The following is a 17,618-nucleotide window of genomic DNA, read 5'->3' as shown; positions in this document are numbered from 1 at the left end:
AATTCTGAGTACTCTACTAGAGGTGGACATATGAAATATAATTTTGATCAAATCATTGATCGCCGCAACAGTGCCAGCTTAAAGTGGGACGAGCTCGAGAACTTCTTTGGCATGAAGGATGCCATTCCCATGTGGGTGGCAGATATGGATTTTGCCTCACCGCCGGAAGTCGTGGATGCATTAAAGAAACGCGCCGAGCATGGTGTATTCGGTTATAGTGTTCGGCCGGAATCTTATTTCGATGCTATCGCGGAATGGCTGAAGAACAGACATCGCTGGACGATCGAGAGGGAATGGATAGCGAACAGCCCCGGTGTCGTTCCCTCGTTATCTGTGATCGTAAACACATTTACGAACCCGGGAGATAAGATCGTGGTGCAATCGCCCGTCTATCATAATTTCTTCCGTCTTATTCAAGCTCAGGGACGTGAAATTGTCGATAACCCTCTCATGCTGGACAACGGACGCTATACGATGGATTTGGATGACCTGGAATCGAAGCTCGACCCGAGCGTGAAGATGATCATTCTATGCAGCCCGCATAACCCGGTGGGAAGAGTTTGGAGCCAAGAAGAGCTTACTCGGCTGGGACAGCTTTGCCTCAAGCACAACATTCTCATAGTTGCTGACGAGATTCATTCCGATTTGGTCTTCAACAAGCATACGCATGTCCCATTTGCCTCGATATCGGATGCTTTTGCACAACAATCCATCACCTGTATTGCACCAAGCAAAACCTTCAATTTATTAGGACTGCATACGTCGAGCCTGATTATTCCTAACCCGCAATTACGAGATTCGTTGAACAAAGCTATGGACGATTTATCTATAAACTCCCCTAATACGTTTGGCGTTATCGCATTAGAGAGCGCTTACCGGCATGGCGGAGATTGGCTGGATCAGTTGATCCTGTATTTGCAAGAGAACGTGCAGCTGGTAAAAAGCTTTATGGAGGAGCGGATTCCGCAAATCAAAGTCATTGAACCGGAGGGCACTTATTTGGTATGGCTGGACTGCCGAGAATGGGGACTGTCACGAGAGGAACTGGATCATCTCTTTATTCAGAATGCGAGGGTTGCCGTGAATCAAGGCTATTCCTTCGGAGCGAGCGGTGAAGGGTTCATGCGCATGAACATAGCCTGTCCACATTCGGTTCTGCTGCAAGCGCTGGATCAAATCGAAGCCGCCGTGAACTCGCTGCATTTGATTGCAGTAGATAGCTTTTGATCTATATCATATAACGTTTTATGTAGTATACATGATTGCACTTTATCACTATAATTAGGTCCAACTCATTGAAAACGACGAATACCGATAGGTGGTGTGCATATTGGAAGATTCTGTTTTAGACTTTTATGATGACCTGGCTGAAGCGTATCACCTCATTTTCGTGGATTGGAATCAGGCTATTGCTAGACAAGGTGAGGTTTTAAGCAAAATCATTCATGCAAAGATGGCAGCTCCGGACAAAGCGGGGCTCTCGCTTCTTGACTGCTCCTGCGGGATCGGCACACAAGCCATTGGGCTTGCTAAGCATGGATTTCAAGTATCGGGCACTGATTTAAGCTCAGTTTCGATAGATAGAGCAACAAAAGAGGCAGCAGCTTGCGGGGTTGAAATCAACTTTGGAGTCGCTGATTTTCGTTCGTTGGCACGAGAGGTTTCAGGTACGTTTAATGTCGTTCTTTCCGCAGACAATGCAGTCCCGCACCTCCTGACGGATGAAGATTTATATCTCGCTCTAACCAATATGTACGCGAAAGTTAATGATGACGGCGTTCTTCTGATCACAATCCGGGATTACGATGAGCTGGCACGAGAAAAGCCCAGAGCTACAGAGCCGCGTATTTTCGACCAGGGTAAGCGTATTGTTTTTCAGGTTTGGGATTGGGCAGATGATGCGACAACCTATCAGACGAACCAGTTTATTATGCAAGAAATAAACGAAAATTGGATAACGAAGCATTATAAAACCAGGTACAGAGCTTTATTGCGTGAAGAATTAACGACGATGTTGATGAAAGCGGGATTCTCGGAAATCGAGTGGTTGATGCCAACCGAATCCGGGTATTATCAGCCTTTAGTAACTGCGCGAAAAACAAAGTAAAAGCTTAAGGTGTACTTAGGGAGTTCAAAAAGCCGCCTGTTCCTGAGGCGGCTTTTCTATAGATACCAGCAAAAGGGGGGATTTTAATGATTACAGCACTCGTCGTAGACGATGAGAAACTGGCCCGGAAAGGCTTTATATCAATCGTACCCTGGGAGCAATTCGAGATCGAAATCATTGGTGAAGCGGTCAATGGAAAATTAGCGCTCGAGTTTATGCATCAGCATCAGGTTGATCTTATTTTTATAGATTTGACTATGCCGGTTATGAATGGCATCGAGCTTATGAAAGCCATACGGGAGCAATTTCACCAGACCAGAATGGTTGTGCTTACTTGCCATCAGGACTTTGACTACATTCAAGAGGCGCTGCGCTTGGGCGCATTGGATTATATCGTTAAGACGCAGCTCGATACAGAGAAGATCGAAGAGATCATCGGCCGGATCTTAGACCGTATTGAACACGAAAGCGCAGGCTCGTATCGAAAGGAGAAACCGGGAGGCCAGCATTTCGGACTGCTGGTTGACATGGCTGCTGCCGGCACATCGCATCAAACTGCATTCCCCGCCGAGATAAACAGATCCGAGCATGTCCTTGATCTAAGCAGCGGCATGTGGCTGTTCCGCAAGGAGCATCAAGAAATCGACAGCGACACCCGGCAATTTATAACCCGTCATGAGAACTGGCTATGGGTGGATATTGAAGGCGCAAGCCAAGAATCGGTTCATGCGATCAGCAAAGCAGTCCAGTCTGAAACATCCCAGCAAATCTATTATGACTTTCAGCCTGGTCAGAAATTCGGTTTCATTTCTTTGAACATGCCGCTATTGGACGAAACGAAACGCTCGAATGACTGGGACAAGCTGTATAGCAATTGGAGAGAGATGAACTGGATTTATGAGGATGAAGCGTTCCAAGCAATTCTCGTAGCAATCGCCGATTTAAGACCTAGTCGCGATACGATCATGAAGCTGATCGATGAGCACCTTGCCCTTTGGTTCACCGTATTAAGCGAGGATGGATTTGGAGACATTCTGGCAGATAAAGATACGCTTTACTTCTGGCAACAAACCTCGGCGTGGCTCGCAGCTTTACGAGAAGCTTTGCGCGATAAAACGGGAGCGTTTCCTTACTCTACAGATATTATCATCCTTGTTATGAAAGCTATCCGCCTTATCCGTGAAAGCAGCGACTATGACTTTAATCGCGATGAATTGGCGGCAAAGTTCTTAATGAGCGGCAGCTATTTCAGCCGGTGCTTTAAAGATATCGTAGGGAAGCCTTATAGCGAGTACACCAAACATTTGCGTTTGGAGAAGGCAGTTGTCTTGATCGAGTCAACGCTGCTGCCGATCTACACCATTGCCGAAAAAACGGGTTTTCAGGATGAAAAATATTTTAGCCGCGTCTTCTTCAAACAGTTCGGGAGAAATCCGCTGGATCATCGAAAACAGTTCGGGAAGAAAAGCGGGAGGACATTGTGAACGCACCTATACCCAAACAACGGAGAGCACGATCGCTCAAAAATAAACTCATTCTCATTCTGCTGCTCAGCGCATTCATTCCATTAGCTCTGCTAGGATGGGTATCGTATCTATCGATTGAAGAAATCACGAGCAAGAAAATTGAAAGCGGTTTATTCAACTCGCTCAACCAGGGCAGCTACAACTTGAACAGTACGCTGAACAATATGGATTACGCTTCGCTGCAGCTCACCAATGAAGGCAACGTCGGTCAGAAATTGACGGATTATTTGACGACGGAGAGCATCTATCAGCAAATGGAGCTGAGTCAAGATATCCAGCAAAACTTGAACCTGGTTAACTTTACGAACCCCAATCTCGGCGTTATGTTTTATTATTTTCCGAAAAAGAAAGAGGTCAAGTTTGAGAATCTGGTTGTGGATCGCAATTTCAGCTTCGATAAACTGCCTCGTCTGGCAGCGGGGAAAGCCGTGACCTTCTACGGGCCGCATGAAACGCTGTATCGTTATGGAAAGAAGAAGATTGTATTTTCATTGGTAAGGCCCGTGTATTTAACGGGGGAAGACCAAGTGTACCTGTACGTGGAAACGAATAATAAATTGTTCGAACAAATCATGGACAAGCAGCAATATGGCATGAAGGCTTCTAATGTACTGATCAATGATCAAGGCAGCATCGTTTACAGCGATTTTCCGGAGAAATATCAGGTTGGACAACCGTTTGCGACCGCCGGCACAGGCGGCACGTTTAAAGAGAAACAAGGGGACTACTATATCTTCGGTCAACCTAATGAGCAAGGATGGACGCTGATGGTCGTCATTGCGAAACAAGATTTCGAGAAAGAGTTCCATAAATGGCTGGTCAAATATATCTTAATTGGTTCCGGCAGCCTATTCGTCAGTCTGTTGTCTGCTTATGCGCTGTGGCGAACGGTTTATCGTCCCTTAAAGAAAGTCGGCCATGACATTCAACTGCTCGCAAGCAGCAAATTCGATTCTCCGGTTAGCTACACCAACATTAAAGAGTTTGATATTGTCATGCAAAAATCCTATCAGATGAGAACCCGGATTCAGGATCTGATCGGAGATATCGAGCTGAGAGAAACGAACAAGCGGCAATTAGAGGTGGAGAAGCTGCTGTATCAAATCAACCCGCACTTTATTCACAACACCTTAAATACGATCCAATGGCTTGCCCGGATGAAGGGCCAAACGGAGATCGACCAGTTTGTATCGGTCTTTACCCGCATTCTTCACTATAACCTTGGAAAAAAAGGAGAAATCGTGCCGCTCCGAGATGAATTGGCAGCCATACAAGACTATATCGCGCTTCAGCGTGTCAGGTACGATTGCGAGTTCCAGGTCGTTACCGACATTGATGAGGGGCTGCTCGATACGGACGTTCCCCGCTTCATTCTGCAGCCGATCGTTGAGAATGCGCTCTATCACGGCCTAAGCGACGAGAATGGAAAAATAACGCTCGACATTCATAAAGTCAGCGATCATTACTTGATCATCGAAGTCATCGATAACGGCGAAGGGATGACAGCGGAGGAGATCGCCAAAGTCATGCTGGAAGAGAAAAATCCGCTGCGCGATTCCGGTCTCGGCATTGGACTCGATTATGTCAAAAGAGTCATTCAAGCCCACTACGGCGATGACTGTCTATTCGCGATAGACAGCCGGATCGGGCAGGGAACGACGGTAACGCTGAAGATCCCTTTTTAACGCATTGGGTGCAAGAAGGGTGCGAAAATGGTTACAACAGGTGAGAAAATGAGATTATTAGTGGTCATCCCCGGTAAATGAAGAACCAAATTCTAACTAGGAACAGCAGGCTTCTCTCACTTTATTTGCTCTGCCAAAGGTAAGATAAAGACGTAGTGATATAGATCATCAAGGGGGCTGAAAGATGAAGGGCAATAGCAAATGGGCAGCACTCAGTTTAGTATCGTTAATGCTTTTGGTAAGCGCTTGCGGAGGCAATAACGGGAACGACGCCAGCAACTCAGATGGCAGCAAAAATACCAACACAGCCAATTCCTCAACGAATGCCGGGGCGGATACTGCAACGAATACGGCGTCGGACGCAGCACAGCCAGACCCGTTCGGTAAATTCGATCAACCTATTTCACTTTCAATTGCGAAAGCGATTAACTCCAAAAATGTCACCTTCCAAAACGGTGATACGGTTGAGGACAACGAGTTCACTCGCTGGGTCGATAAGAAATTGAATGTGAAGGTAACGCATGCATGGCAGGTGGAAACGCCTGAAGCTTACGAGCAGAAGCTTGGTGTATCCATGGCGAGCCGAGATTTGCCGGATGCATTCCTCGTGAATGAGCAGCAGCTCAAGCAGCTCGTAGCAGCCGATCTTATTGAAGATTTGACGGACGCTTATAACAACAACATCAGCCCGCTCATTAAAGGCTACTACGATTCCTATGGCGAACGCGTGCTTAAAAGAGCGACATTTGACGGTAAATTGATGGCGCTTCCCAATACGAATATCGGTCAGCAATACAATATTATGTGGGTTCGCCAGGACTGGCTGGACAAATATAACTTGCAAGCGCCTAAGACAGTTGACGAGCTGATGTCGGTAGCTAAAACATTTATCGACAACGATGCTGCCGGCAACGGTAAAACGCTTGGCATTAGCGGTGTTCCTTCGCTTGCCGGCTGGAACAACTTCTCGGGCTTCGACCCCATTTTGAGCACATTCCACGCGTTTAAAGGCCAATGGCTGAAGGACGCTGCAGACAACGTCGTATACAGCTCGACATTGCCTGAGATGAAGACGGCACTCGGCAAATTGAGTGAAATGTATAAGCAAGGCTTAATCGACAAAGAGTTCGCGATCCGTAAAGATCCGGCTGAAGTTGTAGCTAACAACCAAGTCGGTATCGTCTTTGGTCCATGGTGGATTTCCTACTGGCCGCTGAACGACTCGGTCAAAAATGATCCGAAAGCGGAATGGAAGCCGTTTATCGCTCCTCTTGATAGCGAAGGCAAGTTCAATACGGTTGACCAGGATCCAACAGGTCAATACCTTGTCGTAAGAAAAGGCTATGAGCATCCGGATGCGGTTGTACGCGTACTGAATGTGGAATATAACGGTATTCGTAAGATTGACCCGGAGGCGGCTGATCTGTATAAGGATCAACCTGCTGTTCAGCAGAAATGGGAGCTGTGGCCATTCTCGCTTCAAGTTGGCCCGGAAACTACAGTATATGATACGCATGCACAAGCTCAAGCTGCCGTAGACGCAAAAGATGATTCGACATTGGATACGGAGCTTAAAGGCTGGTACAAGGATTACTTTACGAATCAAGCTAATCCGAAGAAGGATCTAGCCGCTTGGGCCAACGCTACGGCAAGATTCGAAGGCGCGAAGCTTATGAATGCCGACAATGTTGTATTCTCTAATAACCTGTACTTCGGAAAAACAAAGTCGATGCAAACGAAGTGGTCCATTCTGGAGAAGCTCGAGAACGAAACGTTCCTGAAGATCATTATGGGCGAGCAGCCTCTAGACAGCTTCGATAAGTTTGTAGAGCAATGGAATACGCTTGGCGGTAAACGTATTAGCGAAGAAGTGAAAGAAGAAATAAGCAAATAGTAAGATGGGGAAGCGCCAATGCGATATGCTGGCGCTTCCCTTATATCATTCCATAGGACAGGTGGAACACCGATGATATCGAAGAAATGGCTACTAAACTATCACCTGATGCTGCTTCCGGGCATCGTGCTGCTCATCATTTTCAGTACGATTCCACTGTTTGGTACCGTTATTGCGTTTCAGGATTTTATACCGGGTATTCCGATCTTTGAGCAGACATGGGTCGGATTGGATAACTTTACATTCATGCTTCAGCTTCCGGGCAGTAGACAGGTGTTCATCAATACATTAGTTATCGCTTCAATGAAGATTGTTCTGGGCATTATTATTCCAATTACGTTCGCCTTGCTGCTGCATGAAATTCGAGCGCGTGCGTTCAAACGGTTAGTTCAAACTATCGTATATTTGCCGCACTTTATGTCCTGGGTTATTCTATCCGGCATACTGATTGCGATGCTATCTATAGACGGAATTGTCAACCAGATTACTGGATTTTTTCACATGGAGCCTATTATGTTCCTCGCCAGCAATCATTATTTTCGTCATATTATCGTATGGAGCGATGTGCTGAAGGAATTTGGTTTTAGCGCTGTTGTCTACTTAGCTGCGCTTGCAGGCATTAATCCTTCGCTCTATGAAGCAGCCGAGATCGATGGCGCATCCAGGTTCCGCAAGCTATGGCATGTCACGATTCCCGGCATTATGCCGACAATCGTGCTGCTATCCACGCTTAGCCTGGGCAATATTTTGAACGCCGGCTTCGATCAAGTGTTTAATCTGTACAATCCGCTCGTTTACTCGTCCGGCGATATTATCGATACGTACGTATACCGCATGGGCCTTGTGGATCAACAATACGGACTTGCCACCTCTGTCGGGCTAATGAAGTCTGTGATCGCTATAATATTGATCGCGCTCTCTAATAAAATGGCCGACAAATTTGCCAACTATCGCATCTTCTAAGAAAAGGGGTCTGGGCATGGTTTTTTCAAAATCGTGGAGCAGCCGCAGCGCTGATATGTTTATCTATTTGGCTTTGATCATTATTGCGTGCATTTCGTTGTTCCCGCTCTGGTACACGATTGCACTGTCCTTCAGTGACAAAGCTGCTGTGAATGCCGGTAGAGTATTTGCCTGGCCTGTTGGCTTCAATTTAACATCGTATAAAATTATTTTGGAAGATCATAAATTTTTTACAGCCTTCTATATTTCCGTAAAACGAGTGCTGCTTGGCGGTGTGATCAACTTCGTACTGACCGTCATCATGGCTTATCCGTTAGCAAGAGATAACAAGATGTTTCCGGGCAGAAAAATTTATATGTGGTATCTGGTGTTCTGCATGCTCTTCTCCGGTGGACTCATTCCGCTGTATATGACAGTGACGGAACTAAATTTGCAGAACACGCTATGGTCGCTCGTTTTGCCAGGGGCAGTACCCATCTTTAATGTCATTCTCATTATGAATTTCTTTAGAAATTTACCTAAAGAGCTGGAAGAAGCTGCAATCGTTGACGGTTCCGGTCCGTGGCGTACACTAGTGAGTATCTTTATTCCCGTATCGATGCCAGCCTTGGCGACTGTAACGCTATTCAGCATTGTCGGCCATTGGAATTCATTCTTCGACGGACTCATCTACATGAATAAGCCTTCTCTCTATCCGCTGCAGACCTACATTCAACAGCTTGTCGTACGGATTGATCCGGAGTTGATGAAATCGCTGACGACGGATCAATTAATTGAGCTATCGAAGGCGTCTGACAAGACGCTCAATTCAGCGAAGCTGATCGTGGCGATGATTCCGCTGTTGGCAATCTATCCGTTTCTTCAGAAATATTTTGTTCACGGCATCGTGCTTGGATCTGTTAAAGAATAAGTAGGAGGTACGATAGGGATGAACAACATACGTAAAGTTCATGTTGTATTTAAAACGCATCTTGATATTGGGTTTACGGATTTGGCAAGCCATGTCGTGGATCAATATTTTCATTCCTTTATTCCTCAAGCGCTCGATCTGGCTGACGAGTTCAATCGCGAACAAGGCATGGAAAGGTTTGTTTGGACAACCGGCTCATGGCTTATTCATGAATTTCTGAAAACGGCCGATCCCGAACAGAAACAACGCATGGAAGATGGGATTGCTGCGGGCAGTATCGTTTGGCACGGACTGCCGTTTACAACGCACACGGAATTAATGGATCCGGCTTTATTCGAGCATGGTTTGTCGATCGCGCGTCGGCTGGATGAGAAGTATGGCAAACGGACGATCGCGGCAAAGATGACGGATGTACCTGGGCATACGATCGGCATGGTTCCCTATATGGCGAAGTCCGGTATCCAATACTTGCACCTTGGCGTTAACTATGCTTCGACGAAACCGAACGTTCCGGAAGTATTCGTATGGCGAGCACAAGACGGATCGGAAATCGTTGTTAACTATGCCGGCAGTTACGGCAATATGACGTTAATCGACGGTTTGGATGAAGTGCTTGTGTTCGCGCATACGAACGATAATATGGGGCCGCCGAAGGCAGCGGATATTCGGAAACAGTTCGCGCAGCTTGCCGAACAATTCCCTGGAGCAATGATCGAAGCCTCGACAATGGATGCGTTCGCCGAGAAACTGATAGCTATGAAAGATCAATTCCCGGTCATTACCGAGGAAATTGGCGATTCATGGATTCACGGGGCAGCCTCCGATCCGCTGAAAATCGCCCATTATCGAGAGCTCTTAAAGCTCCGAAGTAAGTGGGTGGAAGAAGGCCGATTGGATGCAGGCAGCCGGCAATATGCCGACTTCTGCGATCAGCTCATGCTCATTCCCGAACATACATGGGGGATGGACGAGAAGACACATTTGACCGATTTCAAGCATTATTCGGTGCATGACTTCCATGCGGCAAGGCAAGCCGATGTCGTCACGAAGGATGCCATCCATCCTCGTTATGGCTATTTCGGCATTTATGGCGGCGACCACTCGGAGAAGTTCGAAGCTGCTTCGGGAAAGAGCTTCAGCCTGCTTGAAAGTTCATGGGAGGAGCAACGGAATTACGTCACGCAGGCGATATCGATGTTATCGTCAGACTTGCAAAACGAAGCGCGTCAAGCGCTGTTGATGTTAGCGCCGGATGAAACGTTTCATGCGAATGGTCGCGATATCTCCTTGGGACAGCAGCAACGTCTAGGCTGCTTCAATGTGGATTTTGGAACCGACGGATCGATTATTCGGCTTGTTGACGAGCTGGGCAAAGTTTGGGCTGACGATGAGCATCGGTTAGGCGTATTCGAATATGAAACGTTTGGTATGAATCACTACCAAAATTGGTATAGAGATTACGTTGTGAATTGGGCTGAAACGTATTTCTGGTCGGAGCCGGACTTCGGCAAGCCAGGCATGGAGTTTGCGGAGCCTAGACCGGAAAATAAGCGATTTTCACCACGAATCAGTCATGCAGTCGTCCGGGAAGACGAGCAGTTTGACGAAGTTAGTTTGCAGCTTACTATGAGCCAAGAAGCCTCGCAGACACATGGCGCTCCCAAGAAGCTTCAGATTCTGTATCGGTTCTTCAAACAAGAGAAGACAATCGAGGTCGAATTAAGCTGGTTCGATAAACAAGCATACCGTCTGCCGGAGGCAAGCTGGTTCTCTTTTGCTTTGAAGGTAGATAACCCGAACCTTTGGAAGATGGATAAGCTGGGGGAACGTGTTTCGCCGCTTGAGGTTGTTAAGAACGGCAACCGCAGTCTTCATGCCGTTCATTCAGGCGTGCATTACCACGGAAGCGATGGGAGGGTCCACTTGGAAACGTTGGATGCTCCGGTGCTATCTCCGGGAGAGAAGAGAATGCTTCAATTCGATCAAACATTCGCTCCATTAGATGGCGGCATGCATTTTAACCTGCACAATAATGTTTGGGGCACGAATTTCCGCATGTGGTACGAGGAGAATACCAAGTTTAGATTCGCGATTCGGTTGCATTCAAATGGGAACGGCGCTGCAGTTTCGGAAGCAGTAAGATAATCAATGTCTGCGATGGCATAAAAAAATGTACGTGATAAAGGACGTTAGCTGCCCTTCATCACGTACATTTCTCTTTGTCTGAGCGTGCACGCGCTAGTCCAGTTGAATAAAAACTTTGTCGTCTTGGACTTTCACGGGGTAGGTTTGGAGCGCTTTGCATGCCGGCTTGCGAACCGGTTCGCCGGTCGTGATATTAAACCGGCCATTATGCTTGGGACACTCAATGGTGCTGCCCATGACAAGACCGCCTTCGAGATGGACCTTCTCATGCGTGCAATAGCCGTCCGTTGCGTAGAAGTCGCCCTCTTGCGATCTATAGATGGCAAAGGTGCGTTCGCCATGATCGAAGCGAATGACGTCCTCTGTATCGATGTCGGAGCTGCTGCAAACTTCTATCCAAGCTAGTAAAGTTGTCATGATTGTTCTCCTGTTCGTACATAATGGCTGGTTGAATGGGCTTGTGCAATGTTCTCGGCAAATACGCGGTATTTAGGTACGACATACGTCGGGTCTTTCCGTGCATGCCATAGGGCTGCAATCGTTTCACGCAGGGCGGCTGTGAAGCTTGATGCGGCGGCCGGACAATCATTCTTGATCTCTTGATGCAGTGCAGGCAAGTTATAATACGGTACCATCGGGAACATATGGTGCTCCATATGGTAGTTCATGTTGGTATACAGAAAGCGAATAATAGGGTTCGTATAGAAGGTCCGGCAGCATAAGCGGTGATCAAGCGTGTCCTCGTATAAGCCAAGATGCTGAGTCGAATTTAGAGCTGTCATCAGGAAGAAGCCGTAGAACGCAGGTAAACCGACGAACATAAGCGGCAGCAGGCTCTGCGTATAGAAACACAGCCCGATAATAGCAGCATAAACGAGTATGAAGATACGTGCTTCCCAGAACAGCGAGCGATATTCGGTTGCAGGGATCAGTTCCTTCTCGCCATTGGTCAGGCGGCCGAAAGCATGCCGGAATAAGGATTTAAACGTACCGATGATATCGCCGAAACGGAAAATCATCTTGAGCAGCCGGCTCCACATCGGGGGGCGAGGCTCCATAATTTCCGGATCGCTGCCGACAATGATCGTATCGGTATGATGCCGCACGTGACTCCAGCGATAATTCGTCGCTTGAATGAGGATGAGGAAGGAGCATAGCTGGTATAAGGCTTCATTCATCCACGACGTTCGAAAAGGTGTACCATGACAAGATTCATGCCATTTCGAGACGGCAGAAGTGGAATAGATGACGCCGTAGAGCGCAAATGCGGGAATCGCCCACCAGGTTCCCCAAGATAAATAAGCAAGGTAACCTGATACTGCGAGGAAGATGAACCATAACAGCGTGTCTCGAAGCGCCGGAGCGTTTCTGCGGACCATAAGCTCCTTCATGCGTTTACGGGGAACGGGACATTTGTACCACTCGGCGGATACAAGCCCTTTCGCGATCGCTTTCTCTCTTTCAGGTCCTAGAATGCTGTAATCCCGTTTTGAGATTTCACTCATATGATTACCCCTTATTGACTCAGAATAGCGTTGCTGCTTCTAAGTGTAAGGGATGAAACGCTAGCTGGCTTTCCAGAAATTATTAAATAGTTTTAGACACATCAGCGAGTATGGAGAGGGGGGAGCGGGATGGCAAGGAAACAATCGCCGACATCGATGCGCTGGATCTATCCGCCTGATTATGATGAAAGGATGGGGATGGATGCAGTGGGAACCAGCATTATTCCGGAGCTGATCGTGCTGGGCTGTCAAAAATATTCGGAGGCCTATCAGCTCACCTTGCATCGTCACATGATCGGCTATGAATTTGTCTATTTGGAGCATGGCAGCGTTACTTGGGAAGTAGATGGCGTGCAATATCCTACCAGTGCAGGGCAATGGTTCTTCACAGCTCCGGGAGAGCTGCATAAGGCCAGATTCAACCATATCGAGCCTAGCCGCATTTGGTGGTTTATCATAACGGACCCTGCATGCGACGCTGGTTGGTTCAACTTAGGCTTGCAGGAGCGTAACTTCATCAAGGCCGGTCTGCAGCAGCTGCCGCATGTATTTCGTGCCGATGATCGGGTGCATGAGCAATTCGCGCGGCTGAAGGCGACGTTAGAATCCGATGGACCGGCGAAGAGGCTGTTTGCCCATCATCAGATGCTGGATATTCTGCTCGGACTGCTGCAGCCGGTTCCGGTGAAGACGATTGAACCGGAATGGAGGGGAAAGATGACGGAGCTCGTTCAGCAATTGGAGAAAACACCGGAGAAACGATTCTCAATTGCGGAGATGGCGCAGGCGGTTCAAGTGAGCGAGTCGCACTTCTATAAATTATTCCAGGAGCTGTTCGGGCAATCGCCTGCTGCCTACATGGAGCGTGTCCGGATTGAACAAGCCTGCGAGCTTCTGTTGAACTCGAGCCTATCCATAATTGCAATTGCGCATGATCTTGGATTTAAGACCAGCCAGCACTTTACGAATGTATTCCGGAAAGTAATCGGCTGTCCCCCAAGCGAATGGAGGAGGCGGGAGTCGAGCGGTTGAACGCTTCCAAACGTTGTCCTACACCTGCCAAAGCGGCTATAATGGGCTTATCAGATGAAGGAGTGAAGCTAAGATGAAAGTGGAAATTTGGTCGGACATCGCGTGTCCGTTTTGCTATATCGGCAAACGTCTCTTCGAGAAGGGACTAGATCAGTTTGAGCATAAAGATCAGGTGGAGGTTATCTATCGCAGCTTCCAACTGGACCCGAATGCGGAGAAATATCCGAAGCACGATGTGTATGGATTGGTAGCGGACAAATACGGCGTAAGCCGCGAGCGCTCCATTCAACTGCATGAGAACTTGGTGCAGCAAGCCGCGGCGCAGGGGCTTACGTTCAACTTCGAGCATGCGATTCCGGCGAACTCGCTTGATGCGCATCGTTTGATTCATTTTGCGGGCACGCATGGCAAACGGACAGAGGTAGCGGAGCTGCTGTTCAAGGCGTATTTTACCGATTCCAAGCATATTGCCGAATTGGATACGCTCAAAGGCATCGCGGTTGAAGCCGGCTTGAACCCGGATGAAGTGGAAACGATGCTGAGCGGCGATGCGTTTAAAGCCGATGTGCAAGCGGAGTGCAGCGAGGCAAACATGCTTGGCGCGAACGGTGTTCCGTTCTTCGTCATCAACCGCAAATATGCGGTGGCCGGGGCGCTTCAAAGCGATGTGTTCCTCGATGTCCTGCAGAAAGGCTGGGAAGAGGAGAAACCGCTGATCATTCTAGATCCTTCTTCAAATGGCAGCGCAGGTGTTTGCACCGATGATTCCTGCGGGATCGGCGAGAACGAGAACGAGCAGAACTAGTGCGCAGAGCGGCAAGCAGCTGAACAAGCGCAGCCAAACAAATAAAGCACGGTAAAGTTCGGAGCCGATCGCTCCCGAGCTTTACCGTGCTTTTTAGCTTTTATGCATAACGAGCGGATAAGCCGATGCACGCGACGCCTGCAAGAATGAGCAGACAGCCGATGATTTTGAGTGCCGACAACGACTCTCCGAACAGGTAATAAGCGCCGATGATGGAAATTATGTACGCGAGGCTCTGGATGGGATAAGCCAAGCTGAGATCAACCTTCGATACGATAAACAGCCACAATACCGTTGCGCAGCCGTAGATGAACAATCCGCCCATGATATAAGGCGAGAACATCAGCTCAAGAATCGTCCGCAGGGATTCGAAAGGTTTCGCGCGCTGCATGAGTCCGTATTTCCATAGAAACTGCCCGCTTACAAGCATGAGCGTATTGGCCAGAATGAGAAGGAATTGGACCACGTTCACAGCGTCTCACGTCCTTCCACAGTCTTCTGAAGATCAAGCAGCTTCTTCTCCATGACGGCGAACTCCTGCGTTAACGTCTTCATTTTCTCCGACTGGTTCGACAAGCTCATCGTCTGCCGCACAAGCAGCGCGAGAATGAAGATAATGGTGACCAGAAAGACGAAGGTAGGCATGTACGCGATGCCGATCCATAAGGCAAACCGATTAAGCAGCGGAATGCAAGCCGCGGCCAATACGCCGGCAATAGCGGTGATCAGCCAAAGGAACGCGTAGCGATCCTTTAATTTATGGGTTACCGTGAACGAAACGATAAGCCCAAGGAAAAACAAAGTAATGAGAATAGCGACAAGCTGATTCATCTAGGGCGGTTCCTTTCGTTTAAGAGAAGCTTTTGCGAATAAGCGAGAACATCGTAACCTTCATCATATAATAAATCGATTTGGACCAGTTGATGGAGGAAGAGCCGCCTTGGCGGTTGCGCATTTCCACGCTGATCTCTTTGAGCTTATAACCTCGCTTGGACAAGCTGACGAGCACTTCGACCTCCGGATAATCCGTCGGGTAGGTGCGTGAGAACAGCTCAATGGCTCGGCGTCCGACGATGCGAAAGCCGGAAGTAGGGTCGTAGACCGGTACGCCTGTCAGCATTCGAATGAGCCAGTGAAAGTAGAAAATCCCGAGTCGGCGGGAGAGGCTTCCCTTGTAGCTGCTCTGCTCGACAAAACGCGAGCCAATGACCATGTCATAGTCATGGCTTGTAATTTCGTTTACAAGCTTCTCAATGTCGGCAGGGCGATGCTGCCCATCCGCATCCAGTTGAATCGCATATTTATAGCCGCCGCGGTCCGCATACTTGTAGCCGCTTTGCATAGAGCCGCCGATTCCGAGATTCACCGCATGGCGAAGGGACGGAAATCCCTCTCTGCGAATGATCTCAGGCGTACGATCCTTAGAACCGTCATCTATCACGACAAAATCATAGGGTGTGTGTCGTTTGAGCTCCTGCACGGTGCGGGCAAGCGTATCTTCTTCGTTGTAGGCAGGAATAATGACCAATATATCACTGCTCCGTTGTTGCTGCATATCGAATTACCTTCTTTCCCATCCTTCTAGAAACGCGGCTTGCTTTTCAACAAATCTTTTATAGTATAATAGAAAACGGTCCTTTATAGAATACCAGTTAATTGGAAAGGGAGTTTTGCTTTGTTTTCACTACGGTCCGAAACGTCCCGGATGCGGAAGTTCGTTTGGATTCTAATGGCGTCGGTTTTACTCATCCATGTGATTACGGTCTTGTCGCTCGGCGACCATTTCCTGCTTGGTTCCTATGAGAAACGCAACAATGATGATGTCAAATATGTACATGCCGCGCAGGTTCTGCTCGAGCATCATACGCTTGTGTATAACAGCGGTATGAACCCGACCAACTATATCATGCCGGTGGTTCCGGTTGTGCTTAGCGGATTTATGTCGTTTCTGGATCGCGATGCTGCGGTGATGAGCTTCCGTTTGCTCCAGTGCTTGATGCAAGCGGCCTCGGTTTATCTTATTTTCATCATTGCCCGTGAAATGCTGGGTAGACGCGTCGCTGTCGTGGCTGTATTGCTCGATGCGCTTTATGTGCCTAACTTATTTGCCTCCGGTGCGATTCTAACGGAATCGACGTTTAAACTGCTCTTTTTGTTGCTGATTTGCAGCATGATTTATGCGTTGCAGCGTAGAAAAGCATCCGCTTATGTGTTTGTTGGCATTATGCTGGGGCTCGCCTGTTATGTCAAACCGCAATGCGCACTGATTCCGATTTGCTTGCTGATTATCTGGCTGGTGAAGCGTTACAGCTGGATGGAAATTTTCAAGTATACCGCTATCGTTGGGGTGTGCAGCATGCTGCTGCTCTCGCCGTGGTGGGTTCGCAACTACGTCGACTTTCATGAATTTATTCCATTCACCAAGTCCACCGGTAATCCTATGCTGCTGGGAGCGCTGATCAAACGGGCCAATCCGCCAAAAGGGTTCTTCGAGCAATATCCGGAGTACAAGGATCAGAAGCTCTTCTCGGGCAGCGACAGCGCGGAGAAACGGGCTGCGCAGCGCGTTATTGCTTATGGCTTCAAACATCACACATATGATTATGCGTACTGGTTTACGGTCGGGAAGTCCATCCAGCTCTTCGAGAGTCCATTCTACTCCAAGCCGGTACCGGGTTTGCCTAGACCGGCAATCAACGTGGTGCACTGGCTGTATGTGCTTGTTGGCTTCGCAGGGCTCGTCGTGATAGGCATCCGCAGACGCCTGAAGTTGATTTTGCCGGTGCTGCTGCCCTTTCTCTATTATTGGTTCATTCATCTACCATTTATTACCTTCGGACGCTATGGTTATCCGCTCGTCTGTCTATTAACGATATTTGCGGCTGCGGCTATTGTGGCGTTGCTGGAACGAAGAGGCGTTTGGAAGAGGGACAAGGAGACTGCCGTTTAATCGGCGGTCTTCTTTTTTTAGCTGGCCCAGTAGTGGGAAAGCAGTTCCGCATAGTACAATAAGACAAGATGGTGAAGGCGTTTTCAGCTTTTGCGA

General features: G+C 48.2%; 16 protein-coding genes. 11 read left to right on the top strand and 5 right to left on the bottom strand.

The window, feature by feature from the left end:
• Window positions 1–30: 30 nt before the first annotated feature.
• From AC50Y3_RS18145 to AC50Y3_RS18110, 8 genes are all read left to right on the top strand, one after another.
• Complete coding sequence (locus AC50Y3_RS18145) at window positions 31–1,227, top strand: MalY/PatB family protein (RefSeq protein WP_494820135.1); 1,197 nt, start codon at window positions 31–33, stop codon at window positions 1,225–1,227.
• A gap of 103 nt (window positions 1,228–1,330) precedes the next feature.
• On the top strand, window positions 1,331–2,107 hold the full coding sequence (locus AC50Y3_RS18140; protein WP_494820134.1) for a class I SAM-dependent methyltransferase: 777 nt from the start codon (window positions 1,331–1,333) through the stop codon (window positions 2,105–2,107).
• Between the two features lie 86 nt (window positions 2,108–2,193).
• On the top strand, window positions 2,194–3,591 hold the full coding sequence (locus AC50Y3_RS18135; protein ID WP_494820133.1) for a response regulator: 1,398 nt from the start codon (window positions 2,194–2,196) through the stop codon (window positions 3,589–3,591).
• Window positions 3,588–5,318: a cache domain-containing sensor histidine kinase gene (locus AC50Y3_RS18130; protein WP_494820132.1), complete on the top strand. Its 1,731-nt coding sequence runs from the start codon at window positions 3,588–3,590 to the stop codon at window positions 5,316–5,318. Before AC50Y3_RS18135 ends, AC50Y3_RS18130 begins: the two co-directional genes overlap by 4 nt.
• Window positions 5,319–5,502: 184 nt before the next feature.
• Entirely contained in the window at window positions 5,503–7,212 is a 1,710-nt protein-coding gene (locus tag AC50Y3_RS18125; protein WP_494820131.1) for a type 2 periplasmic-binding domain-containing protein, read from the top strand.
• A 72-nt stretch (window positions 7,213–7,284) separates the two neighbouring features.
• Window positions 7,285–8,175 carry an ABC transporter permease gene (locus AC50Y3_RS18120; protein ID WP_091212628.1) on the top strand — a complete coding sequence of 297 codons (891 nt, stop codon included), beginning with the start codon at window positions 7,285–7,287 and terminating at the stop codon, window positions 8,173–8,175.
• 16 nt (window positions 8,176–8,191) lie between these two features.
• Window positions 8,192–9,085 (top strand): carbohydrate ABC transporter permease, encoded by an 894-nt coding sequence (locus AC50Y3_RS18115; protein ID WP_494820130.1) that lies wholly within the window; start codon window positions 8,192–8,194, stop codon window positions 9,083–9,085.
• Between the two features lie 18 nt (window positions 9,086–9,103).
• Complete coding sequence (locus AC50Y3_RS18110) at window positions 9,104–11,230, top strand: DUF5054 domain-containing protein (protein ID WP_494820129.1); 2,127 nt, start codon at window positions 9,104–9,106, stop codon at window positions 11,228–11,230.
• Between the two features lie 93 nt (window positions 11,231–11,323).
• On the opposite strand, the gene AC50Y3_RS18105 is transcribed toward AC50Y3_RS18110, so the two are convergent.
• On the bottom strand, window positions 11,324–11,647 hold the full coding sequence (locus AC50Y3_RS18105) for a MocE family 2Fe-2S type ferredoxin (protein ID WP_494820128.1): 324 nt from the start codon (window positions 11,645–11,647) through the stop codon (window positions 11,324–11,326).
• A complete protein-coding gene (locus AC50Y3_RS18100) occupies window positions 11,644–12,735 on the bottom strand; it encodes a fatty acid desaturase family protein (protein WP_494820127.1) in 1,092 nt (363 codons plus the stop codon). Before AC50Y3_RS18100 ends, AC50Y3_RS18105 begins: the two co-directional genes overlap by 4 nt.
• Window positions 12,736–12,864: 129 nt before the next feature.
• Here AC50Y3_RS18100 and AC50Y3_RS18095 point away from each other — a divergent pair, with 129 nt between their 5' ends.
• Both AC50Y3_RS18095 and AC50Y3_RS18090 read left to right on the top strand, forming a co-directional pair.
• Complete coding sequence (locus AC50Y3_RS18095) at window positions 12,865–13,767, top strand: helix-turn-helix domain-containing protein (protein WP_494820126.1); 903 nt, start codon at window positions 12,865–12,867, stop codon at window positions 13,765–13,767.
• 73 nt (window positions 13,768–13,840) lie between these two features.
• On the top strand, window positions 13,841–14,572 hold the full coding sequence (locus AC50Y3_RS18090; protein WP_494820125.1) for a DsbA family oxidoreductase: 732 nt from the start codon (window positions 13,841–13,843) through the stop codon (window positions 14,570–14,572).
• 100 nt (window positions 14,573–14,672) lie between these two features.
• On the opposite strand, the gene AC50Y3_RS18085 is transcribed toward AC50Y3_RS18090, so the two are convergent.
• From AC50Y3_RS18085 to AC50Y3_RS18075, 3 genes are read right to left on the bottom strand one after another with little or no spacing between them, the layout of a single operon-like run.
• The gene (locus AC50Y3_RS18085) at window positions 14,673–15,044 is read right to left on the bottom strand and encodes an EamA family transporter (RefSeq protein WP_177245598.1); all 372 of its coding nucleotides are present in this window, start codon (window positions 15,042–15,044) and stop codon (window positions 14,673–14,675) included.
• Window positions 15,041–15,403: a DUF2304 domain-containing protein gene (locus AC50Y3_RS18080; RefSeq protein ID WP_494820124.1), complete on the bottom strand. Its 363-nt coding sequence runs from the start codon at window positions 15,401–15,403 to the stop codon at window positions 15,041–15,043. Before AC50Y3_RS18080 ends, AC50Y3_RS18085 begins: the two co-directional genes overlap by 4 nt.
• 19 nt (window positions 15,404–15,422) lie before the next feature.
• Window positions 15,423–16,127: a glycosyltransferase family 2 protein gene (locus AC50Y3_RS18075; RefSeq protein ID WP_494820123.1), complete on the bottom strand. Its 705-nt coding sequence runs from the start codon at window positions 16,125–16,127 to the stop codon at window positions 15,423–15,425.
• Window positions 16,128–16,247: 120 nt separating this feature from the next.
• Here AC50Y3_RS18075 and AC50Y3_RS18070 point away from each other — a divergent pair, with 120 nt between their 5' ends.
• Window positions 16,248–17,522: a glycosyltransferase family 39 protein gene (locus AC50Y3_RS18070; protein WP_494820122.1), complete on the top strand. Its 1,275-nt coding sequence runs from the start codon at window positions 16,248–16,250 to the stop codon at window positions 17,520–17,522.
• The last annotated feature ends 96 nt before the right edge of the window (window positions 17,523–17,618 follow it).

This window comes from Paenibacillus sp. J22R98 (genome assembly GCF_059383835.1).
The sequence above is the reverse complement of the archived record's forward strand: the minus strand, read 5'-3'. Positions and strand labels throughout refer to the sequence as shown.

Bases quoted from the DNA above. Each gene is read 5' to 3' on its own strand.
- AC50Y3_RS18120 (WP_091212628.1), top strand. From the start codon at position 7,285: ATGATATCGAAGAAATGGCTACTAAACTATCACCTGATGCTGCTTCCG.
- AC50Y3_RS18110 (WP_494820129.1), top strand. From the start codon at position 9,104: ATGAACAACATACGTAAAGTTCATGTTGTATTTAAAACGCATCTTGAT.
- AC50Y3_RS18125 (WP_494820131.1), top strand. From the start codon at position 5,503: ATGAAGGGCAATAGCAAATGGGCAGCACTCAGTTTAGTATCGTTAATG.
- AC50Y3_RS18075 (WP_494820123.1), bottom strand. From the start codon at position 16,127: ATGCAGCAACAACGGAGCAGTGATATATTGGTCATTATTCCTGCCTAC.
- AC50Y3_RS18135 (WP_494820133.1), top strand. From the start codon at position 2,194: ATGATTACAGCACTCGTCGTAGACGATGAGAAACTGGCCCGGAAAGGC.
- AC50Y3_RS18080 (WP_494820124.1), bottom strand. From the start codon at position 15,403: ATGAATCAGCTTGTCGCTATTCTCATTACTTTGTTTTTCCTTGGGCTT.
- AC50Y3_RS18090 (WP_494820125.1), top strand. From the start codon at position 13,841: ATGAAAGTGGAAATTTGGTCGGACATCGCGTGTCCGTTTTGCTATATC.
- AC50Y3_RS18115 (WP_494820130.1), top strand. From the start codon at position 8,192: ATGGTTTTTTCAAAATCGTGGAGCAGCCGCAGCGCTGATATGTTTATC.
- AC50Y3_RS18105 (WP_494820128.1), bottom strand. From the start codon at position 11,647: ATGACAACTTTACTAGCTTGGATAGAAGTTTGCAGCAGCTCCGACATC.
- AC50Y3_RS18100 (WP_494820127.1), bottom strand. From the start codon at position 12,735: ATGAGTGAAATCTCAAAACGGGATTACAGCATTCTAGGACCTGAAAGA.
- AC50Y3_RS18145 (WP_494820135.1), top strand. From the start codon at position 31: ATGAAATATAATTTTGATCAAATCATTGATCGCCGCAACAGTGCCAGC.
- AC50Y3_RS18095 (WP_494820126.1), top strand. From the start codon at position 12,865: ATGGCAAGGAAACAATCGCCGACATCGATGCGCTGGATCTATCCGCCT.